The organism is uncultured Helicobacter sp. (assembly GCF_937893305.1).
Lineage (GTDB): Bacteria > Campylobacterota > Campylobacteria > Campylobacterales > Helicobacteraceae > Helicobacter_D.
This window is the reverse complement of the sequence record NZ_CALBGN010000016.1, coordinates 108,625-125,431: the sequence shown is the minus strand read 5'-3', so window position 1 is coordinate 125,431 and position 16,807 is coordinate 108,625. Positions and strand designations below refer to the sequence as shown.

Genomic DNA, 16,807 nt, shown 5'->3' with positions numbered 1-16,807 from the left:
TATGTTTGAATGGATTACAAGTCCTGAAATGTGGGTTGCGCTAGCAACTTTAATCGCCTTAGAAATTGTACTAGGCATAGACAATATCATTTTTATCGCTATTCTTGTAGGACGCTTGCCGCAAGAACAACGCCAAAGAGCTAGAATTTTTGGATTGGCTTTAGCAATGGCCACACGCTTACTGCTCTTACTCTCACTCTTTTGGATAATGAAGCTCACTACACCACTTTTTAGCATTTTCTCACAAGAGATTTCTGGACGCGATATCATTTTAATTTTAGGTGGATTATTTTTAATTGGTAAATCCACACTTGAAATCCACCACGATATTGAAAATGCTGAAGAATCAAGCGATGAGCAAATCTTAAAAGAAGGAGCAAAAAAGGGATTTTTTAGCATATTAATTCAAATTGCTATTTTAGATATTGTCTTTTCATTAGATTCTGTTATTACAGCAGTGGGAATGGTAGATACTATTGAAATTATGATGATTGCAGTAATTGTCGCAGTAGGCGTGATGATGGTCGCTTCAAAAAGTATTTCAGAATTTGTAGATAACAACCCTACCATTAAGATTTTAGCCTTAGCCTTTTTAATCTTAGTAGGTGTTACACTTGTTGCAGAAGGTTTAGATTTCCATATTTCAAAGGCTTATATTTACTTTGCTATGGCATTTTCTTTAGGAGTGGAATCTATCAATATTTACATTAAGAAAAAACGCCTACAAAGCACCAAATAATGAAAACACTTACAATTATTGACACTTTTGGTTTTTTATTTAGAAGCTATTTTGCTCTTCCACCACTTAAAAATCGCGAAGGATTCCCCACAGGTTTATTAACCGGATTTGCAAAACTTATTATGCAATTATATAAAGATTATCCAAATGATTATTTAGTGTTTGCCCTAGATTCTAAAGAAGAAAATTTTCGCAAAAGCATTGATCCAGCCTATAAAGCAAATCGCCCGGAAGTGCCAGAAGATTTGAGCCTTCAATTGGAAGTTGCGATTGCTTGGGTAGAACAAATGGGTTTTAAAAACATTAGCATTGCAGGTTATGAGGCTGATGATGTGATTGCCTCTTTAAATAAATGCGCAAACGCATTAGAAATTAGCGTTAGAATTATAAGCCACGATAAAGATTTATATCAACTTATAGATGGAGATACTTTTTTATTTGATCCTAAAAAAAAGCAAGAGATTAGAGAAGAACAATGTGTGGAAAAATATGGAATCGCACCTACACAATTTGTAGATTATCAAAGTATTGTAGGCGATAGTGCAGATAATGTTCCCGGAGTTAAAGGGATAGGCGCAAAAGGAGCTGCAACCCTATTAAAAGCCTATGGCTCTCTAGATAATATCTATCAAAATTTAGATTCCATTACACCAAGTCGCACACAAGAACTTCTGAGACAATCCAAAGAGAACGCATATCTTAGCCAGCAACTTGTGCGTTTAAGAGATGATTTATTTAGTACCTTTGACCTAGAAGAATGTGCAATGCCAAAAGCTAATCCCCTTTTAAAAATCACAGATTCTCTACAAGAATATGAACTTTTTAGCATCTTAAAAAAACTACCTCTTAAAGAAAATAGAGAAAAACAAATCACAAAAGACACTTCTAGCCACTTTCACTTCAATGCAATTTTAGTAGAAACCCCTACAATGCTTAAAGAGCTAATGGCACAAATCACACAAGATTCTATTGTTTCCTTTGATACAGAAACAACAGATTTAGATGTTTTACGCGCTAAAATTGTTGGATTTTCTTTTTCTTTTGATGGGATTAATGCCTATTATGCGCCTATTACACATAGTTATTTAGGCGTCCCAGAGCAGATTGATAAAACACTTGCACTAGAGTTTATCACCACTCTTTTTAACGCAAAAGTCATCATCGGACATAACATCAAATACGATTTAGAAATTTTATACACAAATTTTGATTTCACTCCAAAGAATTATCACAACATTAAAGATAGTATGCTTTTAGCTTGGCTTTATCAAAGTGATATGCCTTGTAATCTTGATGATCTAATGGCGCGCCATTTCAAGCACACAATGATCGCCTTTAAAGACATTATTAAAAAAGGCGAAAACTTTTCTCAACTTCCTATTGAAAATGCCTTTACTTATGCGTGTGAAGATGCCGCAGCTTGTTACCAGTTATTTTTTAAAATCAACTCTTTATTGCCAAAATCTCTACAAGAAGTTGCAAATAATGTAGAATTTCCTTTTATTAAATGTTTAGTAAATATGGAGCTAAGTGGCACAACAATCAATATTGAGTATTTTAAAAGTCTAAAAGTTGAAATGTCAGAAAAACTCCAATCACTTTCACAAGAAATTTACAATTTAGCAAATAAACGCTTTAATCTAAACTCTCCACAACAACTCTCCATTGTTCTTTTTGAAGAGTTAAATTTACAAAGTGGCAAAAAAACAAAATCTGGTCTTAGCACAAATTCTAGTGTTCTAAATTCTCTAAAAGATTCTCATCCCATTATTCCAAAAGTGTTAGAATATAGAGAACTTTTTAAACTTTATAGCACCTACATTGAGCCTTTAATTGAACTTGCAAGTCAAGATACCACGCATAAAGTCTATACTTCCTTTATGCAAACAGGCACAAGCACAGGACGTTTAAGCTCTAAAAATCCAAATCTACAAAATATCCCTGTTAAAACCCAGCAAGGGAGACGCATTAGAGAGGGCTTTATCGCCAAAGATGGACATCTTTTATTAAGCCTAGATTATTCTCAAATTGAATTGCGCCTTTTAGCACATTTCTCTAAAGATAATGCGATGATTGAAGCCTTTCATAAAGATGCTGATATCCATCTTGAAACGGCAAAAAAAATCTTTGGTGAAGAATTAGCTAAGCAAAAGCGTTCTGTAGCAAAAAGTATTAACTTTGGACTTATCTATGGTATGGGAGCTAGAAAACTCTCTGAAACCTTGCAAATTAGCCATCAAGAAGCCAAAACTTATATCCAAAACTATTTTGAATCTTTTCCAACTGTTAAAGATTTTTTAAAAGAGCAAGAAGAATTTATTTTACAGAAAGGATACTCTCTGACACTTCTAGGAAGAATGCGAAAATTTAGCTTTGAAAATCTTCAAGAGTTTCAAAAGGCTGCATTTTTAAGAGAAGGGATTAATGCAATTTTTCAAGGAAGTGCAGCAGATATTATTAAGCTTGCTATGATTCAAATCACACAAGAAACACTAAAATCCAAACTGCTTTTACAAGTGCATGATGAACTTATTTTTGAAGCCCCAGAAAATGTTGCACAAACAGAAGCAACCAAAATTGCACAAATTATGGAAAACATCACCACATTGCGCGTCCCATTGCGTTGTGGCGTGAGTCTAGGCAAAAACTGGGGAGAATTAAAGGGCTAAAAATCCACACGACTTAAAAACAATCCATTTGGTGCAATAGGCACTCTATATAAAATCTCCCCTTGTAATTGTCGCTCCAAGTCCCCTAGCGTTAAACGCCCCTTATCAATCTCCAACAAAAAACCCACCATTAAACGCACTTGAGAGCGCAAAAAACCATTACCCCAAAACGATAAAATCCAAAATCCTTTAAACTCTCTTAAATCTACTCTAAAAATACTCCGCACGCTAGACTTTTCACTGCTCCCTTGCTTTTTAAATGCACTAAAATTATGCACACCTACAAAACACTTTAACGCCTGTTTAATTAAAAGCGGATTTTTTAAATTATAATGCAAAGAAAAAGGTGTCAAAAAGGGAGAATAACTCTTGCTTAACACATAGCAATATCCCCTTTGTTTCACACTAAATCTTGCATGAAAGTCTTTTTGCGTCTTCCAAATGCGTTTAATGATGATATTTGGAGCAAGCTTTGCATTTAAGCGTATTTGTAGCTCCCTTAAATCTTTCCAAAAATACGGAATCTCCAAAGAAATCACTTGTGCGCTTGAATGCACACCCTTATCCGTTCTTCCACTTGCAACGATTTTACTAAAGATTCCAACACTCTTAAATACATCTTCTAGCACATTTGCTACACTTTTCACATCGTTTTGACTTTGGAATCCAAAAAATGCGCCACCATTATAAGCAATACGCATTGCAACTTTAAAACTCTTATCACACACGATTAATAAAATCTTGCCACATAGCGTCGATATAACACATATCCAACATATCCCCAAACAATTGGCATTACAAACATTCCTATCAATGGGATATAAGTTGCCACTAAATACATTAAAGCAAAAAATATCCCAACAACACCCATTGCTTGCAAGATTGTGTAATTCTTTTGATAACGAGGGTTTTTCACGCCAAGTAAAGGAAAGTAAAATAAACTAATTAGCGGGAAGAGAGAAAGCAAAACATACATACTAAGATTCCGCTTCGTCTTATCTTGTCTTGGATTTTTATAAAATGCTCTCTTCCAATACTCCATCAAGCCTAGATTTCCATCACCTGTAAAATCCACAACAGAACGCAAAATCATCTTATCAAACTCAATGCGTTCTATCCCATCACTAACTTTGCGATAAATTTTGCCATCTTTTAAATGTGCCTCCATCACTCCATCTGTATTACTAATGTTTGCTTCTTTGGCAAATACTAATCCATCTTTTTGACTGCCTTCTTTTTGCAAAGAAAGCAAAACGATATTTTCATAAGTGCTGTTTTTACCTTTTTGCACATACACAAGCCACTCCCCAAGTTTTTGCCCAAACTCTCCTGATTGCAAATTGATATTAATACTGCTTTTACGCTCTTCTAAAAACTGTCGATAGGCAATATCACTAAGTGGTGTTAGCACAAGCGATAACACAAACAAACTCGCACTAGCAAGCAAAGCAATAGAAAAAAATATTTGTATAATTTTCTTAGGATTCATACCAAGTGCAAACAACACAGGAAGTTCATAATCAAAACTAAGACGCGATAATCCAAGCACACACGCCACAAAAAAACTAAGCGGAATCACAAAAAATAACATTGTTGGCAATGTGTAAAAATATAGAGTTAAAAGCTCTAAAAAGCTGATTTTTACAACAAAAGTTACCCCAGCAATTCGGATAAAAATCACTACAGAGGCAATAAAGAATAGCACTAAAAAAACAGGAAAAAACACTTGTGCAAAACTTTGAAACAAAAAACTTTTAATTCTCAAGACTTAAAAACCTTATAATAAATTTGTAAATTTTCTTTATGTCCTTCAAGCCATAGTTTTGCTTGCTTAGGATTTTTATCAAATTTTTTGACAAAATCCCAAAACTCCTTACTATGGTTTGGATATTTTAAATGCGCCAATTCGTGGATTATCACGCTATCAATACAATCTTTTGGCATTAAAGATAAGCGCAAAGAAAAGCGGATTTTCTGCGTTTTTGCATAGCAACAACCAAGTTGGCGATAACTTTTACTAAACTCTATGGCACTAGGATGTAAATCCATTGCTTGTATAAATGTTTCTATGCGCTGTTTTACATAAGATTCCAAAATTTCTTTATAAAGCACTTCTAAAATCTTTTTATAGCGCAAATCCTTTAGTGCATTTCTCCAAAGCATTTCTAAAACCCAAGAATCCGATGTAAAATCTAATATGGAATCCATTTTAGATTCCAACTTTTTAAATCTCTTTTGATTAAAAATCTTATCTAACAATTTAGCTTGCCTTAATTCTAGCCACACCTCATCAAAATCCTGCCATTCTCCAAAGCAATACATTTGATCTTCACGCATCTTAAAATCTTGCATTTGCCTAAAATGCGACAACACCCAATCCATATTAGTCTTTAAAAACTCTAAGCAATATTTCTTAGGGATTCTCTTATGCTTTTTAATCACCAAAGCACCCTCCCCATCAAAAGCCATTTTAACACCCATAATACGACTATTTTCTACAAGCTTTAAAATTAAATTGCTGGGAAAATCTTTTGGTAATTGCATCATTTTAAAGGCACAAAACGCGTATTTGTAGGCTGTAAAATCTCTATATCATACTGCACTTGCTGATTGAGTATTTTCTCTTTAAAATACCGCTTTGTTCCAGGCACACTCTTTGCATAAAAATACTCAATCCCAAAGGCAGTTGAATAATTAATCCAATTATATTCCAAATCCGCATTTAAAAGCTTTGCATTTTCCACAAGCAAACTATCAAGCGGCAAAATAGAATTTGCAAGATACATATTTGCTCTATCTCTCTCTTGCGTGATAGAAAGCAAACTTGGATTATAATTAATCTGTGTAGAATACACAGCTTTTGGACGAATATCATTATAAGTAAGTTGAGAAAGAATAACACTAGAATTTGTTACAGGCGTGTTTAGAAAAATACGCGTTAAGCTCAATGTGCTTCTTAGTTTTTTAATTTCTTTGTGAAAATTTGGATTTTGTCTTAGATTAAAACTTTGTGAATAAATAAGATTTGAATTAGCAGCTTGTGTATAGGCTTGCATTTGCTTGCCTATAAGACTTGTATCATAAAAGCTTACAGCATTAATATTTGGATTTAAATTTGAGAGTTTTTGAATCTGTTCTGCATAGCTAATCCCACCAAAAATCACATTTGGCGTATGAATCTCTTGAAGTTGCGTTTTATGCACCGTTGGGATAAACACAAGCATATTAGGCTTTAATGTATTTATCGCATTTGCACCTTCTTGAGTGAGAATAGCAATCACTTGGCGATAACCTTTTGTATAAATTGCCTCTAAGCTTGCTTGTAAATCTTCTAAAGATTCCGTTTTAGAATCAAAAATCTCAAAATTAAATTTTCCCTTTTGATTTAAAAGATAGCTTAAAATCACATTTGTTGTGGTGCTAGAATAACGCCCTATGCTTTTTCTAGGAAACATTAAAGCAACATTAAAAAATGGCTTTTGTATGCCTAAAAAATATGGAATCTCAGAAATCTCTAACGCACTTAAAAGCTTGTTTAACTCTGCTAAAATCGCTTCATTTTGATTGTTTTTATCCACATTTGCGATAAAGGAAAACACTTGCCCTTGTTCCAAAAACTCTCTTAAGCAACTTGTGCTACAACTCTTGCTTTCAAGATTTAAAACTTCTAAGCTTGGTGAAGGTAGCGGAGAAAGATACTTTCCACTAGCTAACATAAATTGTGGATACATAAACATCAAACATAAAAGGATTTTTTTAAGCATTTTTTTCTCCCATTAAACGTTTTAACTCTAAAAATTCTCTATGCGCATTAATTTTTAATTCTGGCTGACGCATAAGAAGCGATAAAGAAAAAGTCGGAAACACAAAAAAGTGATTCCATTTTAAAAGCTTTCCTTGCACATTGCTATAATGATTTTTATCTTTTGTTAAACCAAAATACGCTTCGGCACCAAGCACCACAAGCGTCTTAGTATTACAAAACTCTAATTGTTTTAAAAAATACCCCATACAAGACTTCAAACTTTCTGCTTCATTTTGCTTTGAAATCTCACATTTTAATAATGCTAGAATTGAAACTTCTTTTAACGAGAGTTCAAACACACCTTCAACAATGTTTTTAAGCATAATTGAAGCCTTAGAGCTAAAGCGCATTTGTCTATCAAATAATGGAAATAGCGTAACAAAAACTAGCTTAGAATTTGCACTACACAAGCCAAAGTTTGGTTCTGAAGATTTTTGCGCACACAACTTACAAGATTCCACGATTCTTTTTAAATCCCCTAGATTTTGACTTTGAAATCCTTGTTGTGCAGGTGCTAAAAATTGTGGCTGACAATAAGAAAAGCCACAAGATTGCAACATGTAAAGTTTTTTTAAAAGTAAGGCTTGATGAAGTGTTTGCAAAAGTCCCTCAATAAATAAACGCAATTATAGACTAATTTTATTAAACACTTCTTATTTGAGCCTTTTACGATACCAAAGAAGTGCTAGCACAATCACTCCAAAAAACGCAATTTCAATAAGTAATGATTTTAGCTCCACTTAAGCACTTTCTACCATATTTTTTAAGAGCGTCTCACTCTTTAAAAGATTTGCACGCTCCACCTCATTTAAAGTATCTAAATAATTTTTATCTACATATTCTTTTGTGTCTTTTTTATCTGCAACTTCTACTTTTGTTTCATCTTTTGCACCAAGATTTAACAAAGTATCCCCCAAAGATTCTTTCGTCAAGTCAAAATTAAACTTCCAAATCACAAACATTTCTGCATTTCCACTTGCTTGTTCTCCAACTTTAAACAACACTGCCTTGCCATCATCTCCTAACATTTCATTAAAGTTGATTGCGCCATCAAAATCACTATCTTGAGCAATAGAATGATTAATAAAATCTCCAAGATTATCAATAAATCCAACTTGATCTAAAAACTGCTTTTGCGATTCTATATCTCCACCAATTCTATCAGAAATAGAATAATAGCTTCCATCACGCAAACTTACAAGGCTCTTTAAATGCACGCCCTCTTCTAGACTAATTTGTCCATTTCCATCACTATCGCCACTTAAATATCCCATTTTATAAGCCGCATCATAATAAAAACCTTTCACATAATCACTTGCTTCTTCTAAAGAACCAAACTTCTCAATAAGTTTTTGCGCATTTTTATCGCTTAGTGGCACACTCACCTTTTTTCCACTCACTTCATCAATAAACTCCACCGCTTGTTTTATGGATTTATCGCTTTTTTCTGTAATCTCTAAAGGATTATAAACGTTTTTAATCTCTTCATTCACATTATCCGGAGCTTTAGGGCTTGTTTGAACAATCACTTTATCTAAGATTCCATCTTTTTTACTTTCTCGTTTAACCAAAGTTTCATTTTCTACACTCTGTAGAATATTTTCCTTCATCTTTTTTTGAGCTTCTATCTCTTGTTTTTCTTTATCTAAAACATTTTGTGGTTGATTTTGTATTTTATCTTCAATATTAACAGCAGAAGCTAACATTGTTTCATTCTTTGCAGATATTTGACTTTGCTTTTTTGCTTCTTTAGACTCTGAGCTTCCTAGCATTTCAACACCAGATGATTCGCCATTATTTGCCTTTTGCAGACTCTCTTTTAACGCTTCCACATCAACTTCTTTAGCAATTTTTGGCTCAACATAACCGTTGTTTTGCAATTGCTGCATTGCTTCTTTTATCATTTGCTGTTTTTTAAAATAATCTTCTTGTGAAGAACTAATACTAAGTCTTTCATTTTCCGCGCTTTTATTTTGTGGATTTAATGCATCTTGCATTAACGCGCCGTAATTTACACCTTGCACATAGGATTGAACACCCGTTCCTTTAGAATACCAATAAGACATTTTCTATCCTTAAATTTAGATTTTATCCTTAAACTTAAGCAATTCCTTTGGTTTCTTATAAGCAAAAAGTATTCCTAAATTTTAGTTTTTATTTATTTTTGAAGTTTTAAACACTTTATCAATTTTACAAAAGTTGGAATCCAATTCCAACTTAATACTCTATCCCAGCATCTCTTAAAGCATCGCGAATTGCGCGCATTTGGATATTTTTATCAAAACACCATTTTGGAGCAAGCAAAGTATCATTACGCACCCCTGCACTAACTCTATGCATAACAACATTTTGTGGAATCATCTTTAAGGATTCCACAATTAAATCTATATAAGCATTAAGTGAAATCGGCTTATACTCTCCCTTTTCATACAAATTTGCAAGCAAAGTTTTTTCAATAATATAAAGCGGATGCACTTTAATCCCATCACTTCCCCACTCAAGCACTGTTTTTAGACTATGGAGCATCATCTCTTTGGTTTCATTAGGCAATCCATAAATAATATGCGAACAAGTTTTTAGCCCGCGCTTCTTACTTTCTGTAATACAAAATTCCATATTTTCCGTGCCGTGTCCGCGATTAATAAACTTCAAAGTCTCATCATACACAGATTGGATTCCATATTCCACCCAAATTTCCTGTCCTTTTTTTTGTGCAAGTTCTGCTAAAAAATCAAGCAATTTTAAATCCACACAATCTGTGCGCGTGCCAATGGACATTCCTATAACATTTGGCAAACTCAATGCTTCTGTATAAAGCTTTTGAAGAGTATCAAAAGGAGCATAAGTGTTTGTAAAAGATTGAAAATAAATCATATATTTTCCCACACCAAACTTATTACAATGAAACTCGCTTTGCCATTTAAATTGACTATGAAGTTGCTTTAACTGCATCTCCAAAAGTGGATTTTCCTGCATCTTAGGGTGCATTGTTAAACGCACCTTAGGTTCTTTATCAAGCGTTGGAGAAAAACTCTCATTTTTACAAAAAATACAACCACCGCGCGCCACACTTCCATCAATATTAGGACAAGTAAAACCAGCAAGCGCAATAGGAATCTTACGCACCCTTTGCCCAAAACGCCTTTTACAATAACGCCCAAATGTCAGCATTTGTTTCACGCATAAATCCTTAGACAATGTATTTGCCATCAAAACAGGCTTGACAATATTGATAATCTTGCGCATCAATACTGCGCTTCAATCCTTGCAAAGATAAAAACGCCAAAGAATCTGCACCAATAAATTCACACACTTCATCTTCAGACATTCTAGCACTAATCAACTCTTCTTTATTTGGCGTATCCACTCCATAAAAGCAAGGAGAAATTGTGGGGGGAGATGAGATTTTCATATGAATTTCTTTTGCTCCACAATCGCGCAAAATCTTAACAATTTGACGACTTGTAGTTCCACGCACAATAGAATCATCAATCACAATAACGCGCTTATTTTCAATCAATTCTCTAATGGGATTTAGTTTTAAACGCACTTTGAGTTCTCTAATTTGTTGTGTTGGCTCAATAAAGGTGCGTCCTACATAATGGTTACGGATAATCCCTAGCTCAAAAGGGATTCCACTTTCTTTAGAATACCCAAGTGCTGCTGCTACTCCACTATCTGGGACTGGGATAACTAAATCTGCATCTATAGGATTTTCTCTTGCTAATTCTCTTCCCATATTTTTACGAATATCATACACCAAACGCCCAAACACTTTACTATCAGGGCGCGCAAAATATACATACTCAAACACGCAAGGATAAGGATTTTTAGGCATAATGCTATGAGATTGCATTCCCTTGTTTGAAAACACAAGCATTTCTCCGGGTTCTACATCACGCACATATTTTGCACCAATTAAATCAAATGCGCAAGTTTCACTAGCCACCACATAGCCTTTACTCCCATCAGCATTTGTAATTTCACCAAGCGATAAAGGACGGAATCCATTTCTATCACGGATTACAAACATTTTCTTACGGCTTAAAATCACAAAACAAAACGCACCTTCTAGCTGATTTACTGCCTCTTTAATTCTATCAATTAAATTTTCTTTTTGAGATTTAGCAATTAAATGAATTAAATTTTCTGTATCCATATAACTTTGAAAAATCGCACCCTCTCTAATTAGCTCATCACGAATCTTACGCGCATTTGTTAAATTGCCATTATGCACAATCGCAACTTCTCCTAAATCATAACGCGCAAAAATCGGTTGCGCATCAGAAATAGAATCTCCACCAGCTGTGGAGTAGCGATTATGTCCTACTGCACTAAAACCTTTAAGTTTATTTAATTTATCATCACAAAACACTTCTGTAACTAAGCCGTGATTTTTAATTGTTGTGATTTTCTCGCCATTACTTGTTGCAATCCCGGAAGCTTCTTGCCCTCTATGCTGCATAGAAAACAGAGAATAATACGCTAAACTTGCTGCATTTTGCGCGTTATACACACCTACAACTGCACACTCTTCATTCCAGCTCTTTTGACTCTTGTTATATTTTTGCACTTCCACTTACAGCCCCAACGCATCATCAATGCCATATAAACCATTTGGCTGATTTTGCAACCAAAGTGCTGCTTTAATCGCTCCTTGTGCAAATGTTGCACGTGATGTTGCTGTATGAACCAGCTCTAAATACTCTCCATCACCATAGAATCCAACATTATGGATTCCAGTAACATCTCCTCCACGCAACGCCATTACTCCAATCTCATCTTTGCTTCTTTCTCCAATATTTCCATTTCTGCCACTTTGACGCACGGAATCTAAATTCAATCCCCTAGTTTGCGCACAAGTTTGCGCTAAGTGCAGAGCTGTGCCACTTGGAGAATCTTTTTTGTGCCGATGATGTGTTTCTACAATCTCAATATCAAAATCCCTTAGCGTGCTAGCAACAAGTTTCACTGCCTTATTTAGCACTGCAACACCTAGAGACATATTGCTTGCATATAAAATCGGCATTTTTTTAGACGCCTCTTTAATGAGATTTTGATGATGTTCTTGCAATCCTGTGGTGCCAATAACTATGGGTTTTGGATTCTCTAATGCCACTTCAAGCAATGCGTTTGTCCCTTCTGCTGTTGTAAAATCAATAATTGCATCCGTGCTTTCTAAAAAAACTTTCAAATCCTTTGTGATTAAAACGCCCGGATCAATAGAAAAATCCAAATCCTTACGCACATACACAGATTCAAGCTTCACTGCATTACTCTTTTTTGCCAACTCAACAAGAAGTTGTCCAACACGCCCACCTGCACCAAAGACTCCAATACCTAGCATACCTTTCCTTTATTTGTGATGTTCAATGTATTCAATCGCACCAAGTGCAGCTGTAGCACCATCTGCTGCTGCACACACAACTTGTTTTGGCGCATCAACCCTTAAATCTCCAGCGACAAATAATCCGGGGATATTTGTTTCCATCTTTAAATTTACAAGTGCTTCTCCATACTCACTAAGTGCGCAAATACTACTATTATCTTCTTGCATTAACACAGAATTATTTACATTATAGCCAATAAGTACAAAAAGACACGCGATCTCTAGTTTCTTTGCTTCTCCATTTTCCAGGTTTTTAAGTTGTAGCCCATTAACCCCAGAATCATCACCTAAAATCTCGCTAATTCCATAAGGTGTTAAAAATTCAATTTTAGATTCCTTTTTTGCTCTCTCTAAAGTGATAGGAGAAGCGCGGAATTGATTCCTTCTGTGAATTACGGTAACTTTTGAACAAATCTTAGCCAAATAAATCGCCTCTTCAATAGCAGTATCTCCACCGCCTAAAATCGCAACTTCTTTATTTTTGTAAAAAAACCCATCACAAGTCGCACAAGAGCTAACACCCTTGCCCCAAAAGACTTCTTCACCTTTTACACCTGATTTTTTTGGACTGCCACCTGTTGCTACAATTACAGACTTAGATTCCACTTCTTTGCCATCGCTTAAAACAATCCCAAAGTGATCGCCAACTTTTTTAACTCTCACAACCTCTGCCATTTCGTGCTTTAGACCAAAACGGAAGCATTGTTCCTGCCAAGGCATCATAAAGTCAAATCCGCTTTTCACTTCAGCTACACCGGGATAATTTTCCATTTCACTACTTGATGTGATTTGTCCTCCTGGCATTCCCTTTTCAAACATTACAACATCTTTTAAGCCACCTCTTGTAGCATATAATCCAGCACTTAGTCCAGCAGGACCACCACCAATAATTACTAATTCCAACATTATTTCTCCTTATTTTCTGTTTTAAAATTAATAATCTTATAAAATCCAAAATCTTTTAAATGCGTATATTGCATAGGATTCTTTGTATCTTGCGTGATAACAAAACATTGTGGCAAGGTTTTTATATGGAACCCGTGGATTAATTTTAGCATTAAACTGCTTGAAACTCTTATTAAATTAAAATTTTTTTCTTTAAAAATATTTTGTCCTTGTTGATAAAAATCAATAGCCAAAAGTGGAATCCCATTTTCTGATTGTTTTTGCAAAAACTCTTCTTGTTCTTTTAAAAAACTATTATAAATACACACATTATAACGCTTAGATTCTGGCATAAAAAGGCTAACACCATTTTGTGTGTAAGTATAAAAAGTATCTTGTGTAAAATTAATTTTCGTTGTAGAAGTGAAAGAATATTGATAATAAATAAACGCACCCACCACAAAAACAATGATAAATGCGATAGGAAGCTTTGGGCAGCACTTCTTCACGCTACCCTCTTTGCTCCAAAAGTATAAAATTTACTAGACTATAATAAGCCATCAATTTTTTCTTTAAATGCTTGCTCACTTGCTGCACCAATCATCTCATCAACTTTTGCTCCATCTTTATAAAAGTAAATTGTAGGAATTGATCGGATTCCAAACTTAGCTGCTAGACCTTGTTGCTCATCAGTATTAACTTTACAAATCCTTGCTTTTCCTGCATAATCTTCTGCTAGCTTGTCAATCACAGGCGCAATCATTCTACAAGGACCACACCAAGGCGCCCAAAAATCTACCATTACAACACCATCTTTAATTGTTTCTTCAAAATTTTGCTCTGTTAATTCAATATAACCAGCCATAATTTTCTCCTTAAAATGAAAAATGTCTTAGCATTATACAACCAATTACTTAAAAAAATAAAAACTTTTAATTTTAGATTCCATAAATCAAAATCTAGCGCATAATTTCAATAAGCTTTTGCACACTTTCTTCATAAGTGATTGTTTCATCGCAATCTTGTTTCAAATACTCTTCCATTACACTCTTTTTAGCAATCGCTTCATCTAAATCCTTATCACTTCCTGCTTGATATGCACCAATCCTTATTAGCACCTCATTTTCTTTTAGCATTGCATACAAACGACGAAACTTCCTAGCTGCTTCAATGTGTTCCTTGCTAGCCACATCGCCCATTAGCCTTGAAGCAGAATTTAGCACATTAATAGGCGGATAAATCCCAAAATCCGTTAAAGAACGATCAAGCACAATATGCCCATCTAAAATACTTCGGCTTTGATCTGCAATAGGATCACTCATATCATCACCCTCTACAAGCACCGTAAAATACGCTGTAATTGAACCCTGCCCCTCTTCCTTACCAGCACGCTCCATAAGCTGTGGCAAAAGCGTTAAAACAGAAGGCGGATAACCCTTGCTAGTTGGTGGCTCACCTAAAGCTAATCCAATCTCCCTTTGCGCCATTGCAAAGCGCGTTACAGAATCCATCATAAAAAGCACATCTTCACCCATTGCCTTAAAGTATTCTGCCACACTCATTGCAGCAAATGCCCCATATTTACGCATTAATGGAGAATCATCACTTGTTGCGACAATTAATACCGTGTTCGTCAAATCTCCACCTAAATTTTTCTCCACAAACTCCGGCACTTCACGCCCTCTCTCACCAATTAATGCAATCACTTTAATCTTCGCTACTGCTCCACGCACAATCATTCCCATCAAAGTGGATTTTCCAACCCCACTCCCTGCAAAGATTCCAAGTTTTTGCCCCTTGCCACAAGTTAGCAAACCATCAATACTTTTAACCCCCACGCTAAAGACTTCATTAATCATCCCACGCTTCATTGCTTCAATAGGTGCGCGCACAATAGGCATAGCTCCTTGCGCCCTAATCATTCCTTTGCCATCTATGGCTTCTCCTAAAGGATTAATCACTCTTCCTAAAATCTCTGGACCTACTGGGATTTGCAATCCACGCGTATTTAAATACACTTTATCACCGACTTTTGTGCCTTCAATAAAAGAAAAAGGTGTGATTTTAAAACACTCTTTTTCAAGCGCAGTAACCATACCCATACTTTGATTATCCTCTCCTAGAATTTTCACAATATCACCAATGCGTGGGGTTAGCCCATTTGCCAGTAAAAATCCTTGCTCAACTTTGATAATAAGCCCAAAAGCAGGAGAGAGATTTAAACCATTTAAGCGTTCTCTTAAATTTCCTAAAGCCATTTGCAAACTCTTTTTTAAAAATGTGGCGAAATTTTAATATATTTTTACTAAAATTTCAGCCTTAATGCGTGCAACGCAAACTTTAATTAAAGGTTTAAAATGCCTAAAATCAGTGTTTTTGGTGGTGGAGCTTGGGGGAATGCATTACACTTTGCTTTTAAAGAAAAAAATTCCGCTTTTATAATCTCGCGTAAAAATTTGGATTCCACCTTTCAAATCACACAAGAACAAGCTAAAGATAGCGATTATTTCGTCGTGGCAATTGCTACTTCTGCATTACATTTATGGCTAAGTTCTAATCCACTTCCCAAAAACGCTAAGATTTTAGTTGCTTCAAAGGGGATTGCAAAGGGACAATTTGTAAGTGAAATCTTTGAATCTTTTTATCCAAATGCAAGTTTAAGCTATCTTGCAGGACCAAGCTTCGCCAAAGAAGTGCAAAGCGGACTTCCTTGTGCATTAAACATTCACGCAAACTCAATGGAGATTGCAAAGCAATGGTGCAATCTGTTTCCTAGTTTTATTAAACCTTATATTTCTTTAGATATTATCGGTGGTGAAGTTGGTGGAGCTTATAAAAATGTGATTGCTATTGCTAGTGGGATTTGTGATGGTCTAGGGCTTGGCAATAATGCGCGTGCCTCGCTAATTGCTAGGGGATTAGTGGAAATGACACGATTTGGCAAGTTTTTTGGTGCATTGGATTCTACATTTTTAGGATTATCAGGGGCTGGAGATTTGTTTTTAACCGCAAATTCCACTCTATCGCGAAACTTCCGCGTGGGACTTTATTTAGCACAAGGAAAGACACTTACAGAGATTTTAGAAACACTTGGTGAAGTTGCCGAGGGTGTAAAAACTTCTGAAGAAATTCACAAGTTAGCCACTAAATATAATATCTACACACCTATTGCCAAAGAAGTGGCATTAATCATCAAAGGCAAAAATCCAAAACAAAGCCTACTAGATTTAATGCAAAGCTAGCTAATAAACAAGTAATTTAGATTTTCATAATGAGACTTTAGGTTCCTACTAAAGACTGATTCCATAAAGAGTGATGTT

The 16,807-nt window shown here is 35.1% G+C and carries 16 protein-coding genes; 3 read left to right on the top strand and 13 right to left on the bottom strand.

Annotated elements, in window-relative coordinates; genetic code table 11:
- Position 1: 1 nt before the first annotated feature.
- Positions 2 to 739 (top strand): TerC family protein, encoded by a 738-nt coding sequence (locus Q0358_RS05765; RefSeq protein ID WP_299548628.1) that lies wholly within the window; start codon positions 2 to 4, stop codon positions 737 to 739.
- Complete coding sequence (gene polA / locus Q0358_RS05760; protein WP_299548625.1) at positions 739 to 3,408, top strand: DNA polymerase I; 2,670 nt, start codon at positions 739 to 741, stop codon at positions 3,406 to 3,408. Before Q0358_RS05765 ends, polA begins: the two co-directional genes overlap by 1 nt.
- On the opposite strand, the gene truA is transcribed toward polA, so the two are convergent.
- The 13 genes from truA to fliI form a co-directional block, all read right to left on the bottom strand.
- Positions 3,405 to 4,109, bottom strand: coding sequence for a tRNA pseudouridine(38-40) synthase TruA (gene truA / locus Q0358_RS05755; RefSeq protein WP_299548622.1), 705 nt, complete (start codon positions 4,107 to 4,109; stop codon positions 3,405 to 3,407). The genes polA and truA overlap by 4 nt on opposite strands.
- A 29-nt stretch (positions 4,110 to 4,138) precedes the next feature.
- Positions 4,139 to 5,173 (bottom strand): LptF/LptG family permease, encoded by a 1,035-nt coding sequence (locus tag Q0358_RS05750; RefSeq protein WP_299548618.1) that lies wholly within the window; start codon positions 5,171 to 5,173, stop codon positions 4,139 to 4,141.
- The gene (locus Q0358_RS05745) at positions 5,170 to 5,955 is read right to left on the bottom strand and encodes a YgjP-like metallopeptidase domain-containing protein (RefSeq protein WP_299548615.1); all 786 of its coding nucleotides are present in this window, start codon (positions 5,953 to 5,955) and stop codon (positions 5,170 to 5,172) included. Before Q0358_RS05745 ends, Q0358_RS05750 begins: the two co-directional genes overlap by 4 nt.
- Positions 5,952 to 7,172, bottom strand: a complete 1,221-nt coding sequence (locus tag Q0358_RS05740; RefSeq protein WP_299548612.1) for a hypothetical protein — start codon at positions 7,170 to 7,172, stop codon at positions 5,952 to 5,954. Before Q0358_RS05740 ends, Q0358_RS05745 begins: the two co-directional genes overlap by 4 nt.
- Positions 7,165 to 7,839 carry a uracil-DNA glycosylase family protein gene (locus tag Q0358_RS05735; protein WP_299548609.1) on the bottom strand — a complete coding sequence of 225 codons (675 nt, stop codon included), beginning with the start codon at positions 7,837 to 7,839 and terminating at the stop codon, positions 7,165 to 7,167. The genes Q0358_RS05740 and Q0358_RS05735 overlap by 8 nt, the downstream gene beginning before the upstream one ends.
- Positions 7,840 to 7,953: 114 nt before the next feature.
- Positions 7,954 to 9,279: a hypothetical protein gene (locus Q0358_RS05730; protein WP_299548606.1), complete on the bottom strand. Its 1,326-nt coding sequence runs from the start codon at positions 9,277 to 9,279 to the stop codon at positions 7,954 to 7,956.
- 151 nt (positions 9,280 to 9,430) lie between these two features.
- Positions 9,431 to 10,384 carry a TIGR01212 family radical SAM protein gene (locus Q0358_RS05725; protein ID WP_299548892.1) on the bottom strand — a complete coding sequence of 318 codons (954 nt, stop codon included), beginning with the start codon at positions 10,382 to 10,384 and terminating at the stop codon, positions 9,431 to 9,433.
- A 19-nt stretch (positions 10,385 to 10,403) separates the two neighbouring features.
- Positions 10,404 to 11,792, bottom strand: coding sequence for an amidophosphoribosyltransferase (purF, locus tag Q0358_RS05720; RefSeq protein WP_299548603.1), 1,389 nt, complete (start codon positions 11,790 to 11,792; stop codon positions 10,404 to 10,406).
- Complete coding sequence (gene dapB / locus Q0358_RS05715) at positions 11,793 to 12,560, bottom strand: 4-hydroxy-tetrahydrodipicolinate reductase (protein WP_299548600.1); 768 nt, start codon at positions 12,558 to 12,560, stop codon at positions 11,793 to 11,795.
- 9 nt (positions 12,561 to 12,569) lie between these two features.
- Positions 12,570 to 13,508, bottom strand: coding sequence for a thioredoxin-disulfide reductase (gene trxB, locus Q0358_RS05710; RefSeq protein WP_299548597.1), 939 nt, complete (start codon positions 13,506 to 13,508; stop codon positions 12,570 to 12,572).
- Positions 13,508 to 13,996, bottom strand: coding sequence for a hypothetical protein (locus Q0358_RS05705; protein WP_299548594.1), 489 nt, complete (start codon positions 13,994 to 13,996; stop codon positions 13,508 to 13,510). The genes trxB and Q0358_RS05705 overlap by 1 nt, the downstream gene beginning before the upstream one ends.
- A 38-nt stretch (positions 13,997 to 14,034) precedes the next feature.
- Complete coding sequence (gene trxA / locus Q0358_RS05700) at positions 14,035 to 14,352, bottom strand: thioredoxin (protein ID WP_299548591.1); 318 nt, start codon at positions 14,350 to 14,352, stop codon at positions 14,035 to 14,037.
- Positions 14,353 to 14,446: 94 nt separating this feature from the next.
- Positions 14,447 to 15,745: a flagellar protein export ATPase FliI gene (fliI, locus tag Q0358_RS05695; protein WP_299548588.1), complete on the bottom strand. Its 1,299-nt coding sequence runs from the start codon at positions 15,743 to 15,745 to the stop codon at positions 14,447 to 14,449.
- A gap of 99 nt (positions 15,746 to 15,844) precedes the next feature.
- Here fliI and Q0358_RS05690 point away from each other — a divergent pair, with 99 nt between their 5' ends.
- On the top strand, positions 15,845 to 16,729 hold the full coding sequence (locus Q0358_RS05690; protein WP_299548585.1) for an NAD(P)H-dependent glycerol-3-phosphate dehydrogenase: 885 nt from the start codon (positions 15,845 to 15,847) through the stop codon (positions 16,727 to 16,729).
- Positions 16,730 to 16,807: the final 78 nt, after the last annotated feature.

What these genes read in the sequence shown, in the direction of transcription:
- Q0358_RS05725 (WP_299548892.1), bottom strand. Translation starts at nt 10,384, where the DNA reads ATGCTGACATTTGGGCGTTATTGTAAAAGGCGTTTTGGGCAAAGGGTG.
- truA (WP_299548622.1), bottom strand. Translation starts at nt 4,109, where the DNA reads ATGCGTATTGCTTATAATGGTGGCGCATTTTTTGGATTCCAAAGTCAA.
- trxB (WP_299548597.1), bottom strand. Translation starts at nt 13,508, where the DNA reads ATGTTGGAATTAGTAATTATTGGTGGTGGTCCTGCTGGACTAAGTGCT.
- Q0358_RS05740 (WP_299548612.1), bottom strand. Translation starts at nt 7,172, where the DNA reads ATGCTTAAAAAAATCCTTTTATGTTTGATGTTTATGTATCCACAATTT.
- dapB (WP_299548600.1), bottom strand. Translation starts at nt 12,560, where the DNA reads ATGCTAGGTATTGGAGTCTTTGGTGCAGGTGGGCGTGTTGGACAACTT.
- trxA (WP_299548591.1), bottom strand. Translation starts at nt 14,352, where the DNA reads ATGGCTGGTTATATTGAATTAACAGAGCAAAATTTTGAAGAAACAATT.
- Q0358_RS05765 (WP_299548628.1), top strand. Translation starts at nt 2, where the DNA reads ATGTTTGAATGGATTACAAGTCCTGAAATGTGGGTTGCGCTAGCAACT.
- polA (WP_299548625.1), top strand. Translation starts at nt 739, where the DNA reads ATGAAAACACTTACAATTATTGACACTTTTGGTTTTTTATTTAGAAGC.
- Q0358_RS05690 (WP_299548585.1), top strand. Translation starts at nt 15,845, where the DNA reads ATGCCTAAAATCAGTGTTTTTGGTGGTGGAGCTTGGGGGAATGCATTA.
- Q0358_RS05730 (WP_299548606.1), bottom strand. Translation starts at nt 9,279, where the DNA reads ATGTCTTATTGGTATTCTAAAGGAACGGGTGTTCAATCCTATGTGCAA.
- Q0358_RS05745 (WP_299548615.1), bottom strand. Translation starts at nt 5,955, where the DNA reads ATGATGCAATTACCAAAAGATTTTCCCAGCAATTTAATTTTAAAGCTT.
- fliI (WP_299548588.1), bottom strand. Translation starts at nt 15,745, where the DNA reads ATGGCTTTAGGAAATTTAAGAGAACGCTTAAATGGTTTAAATCTCTCT.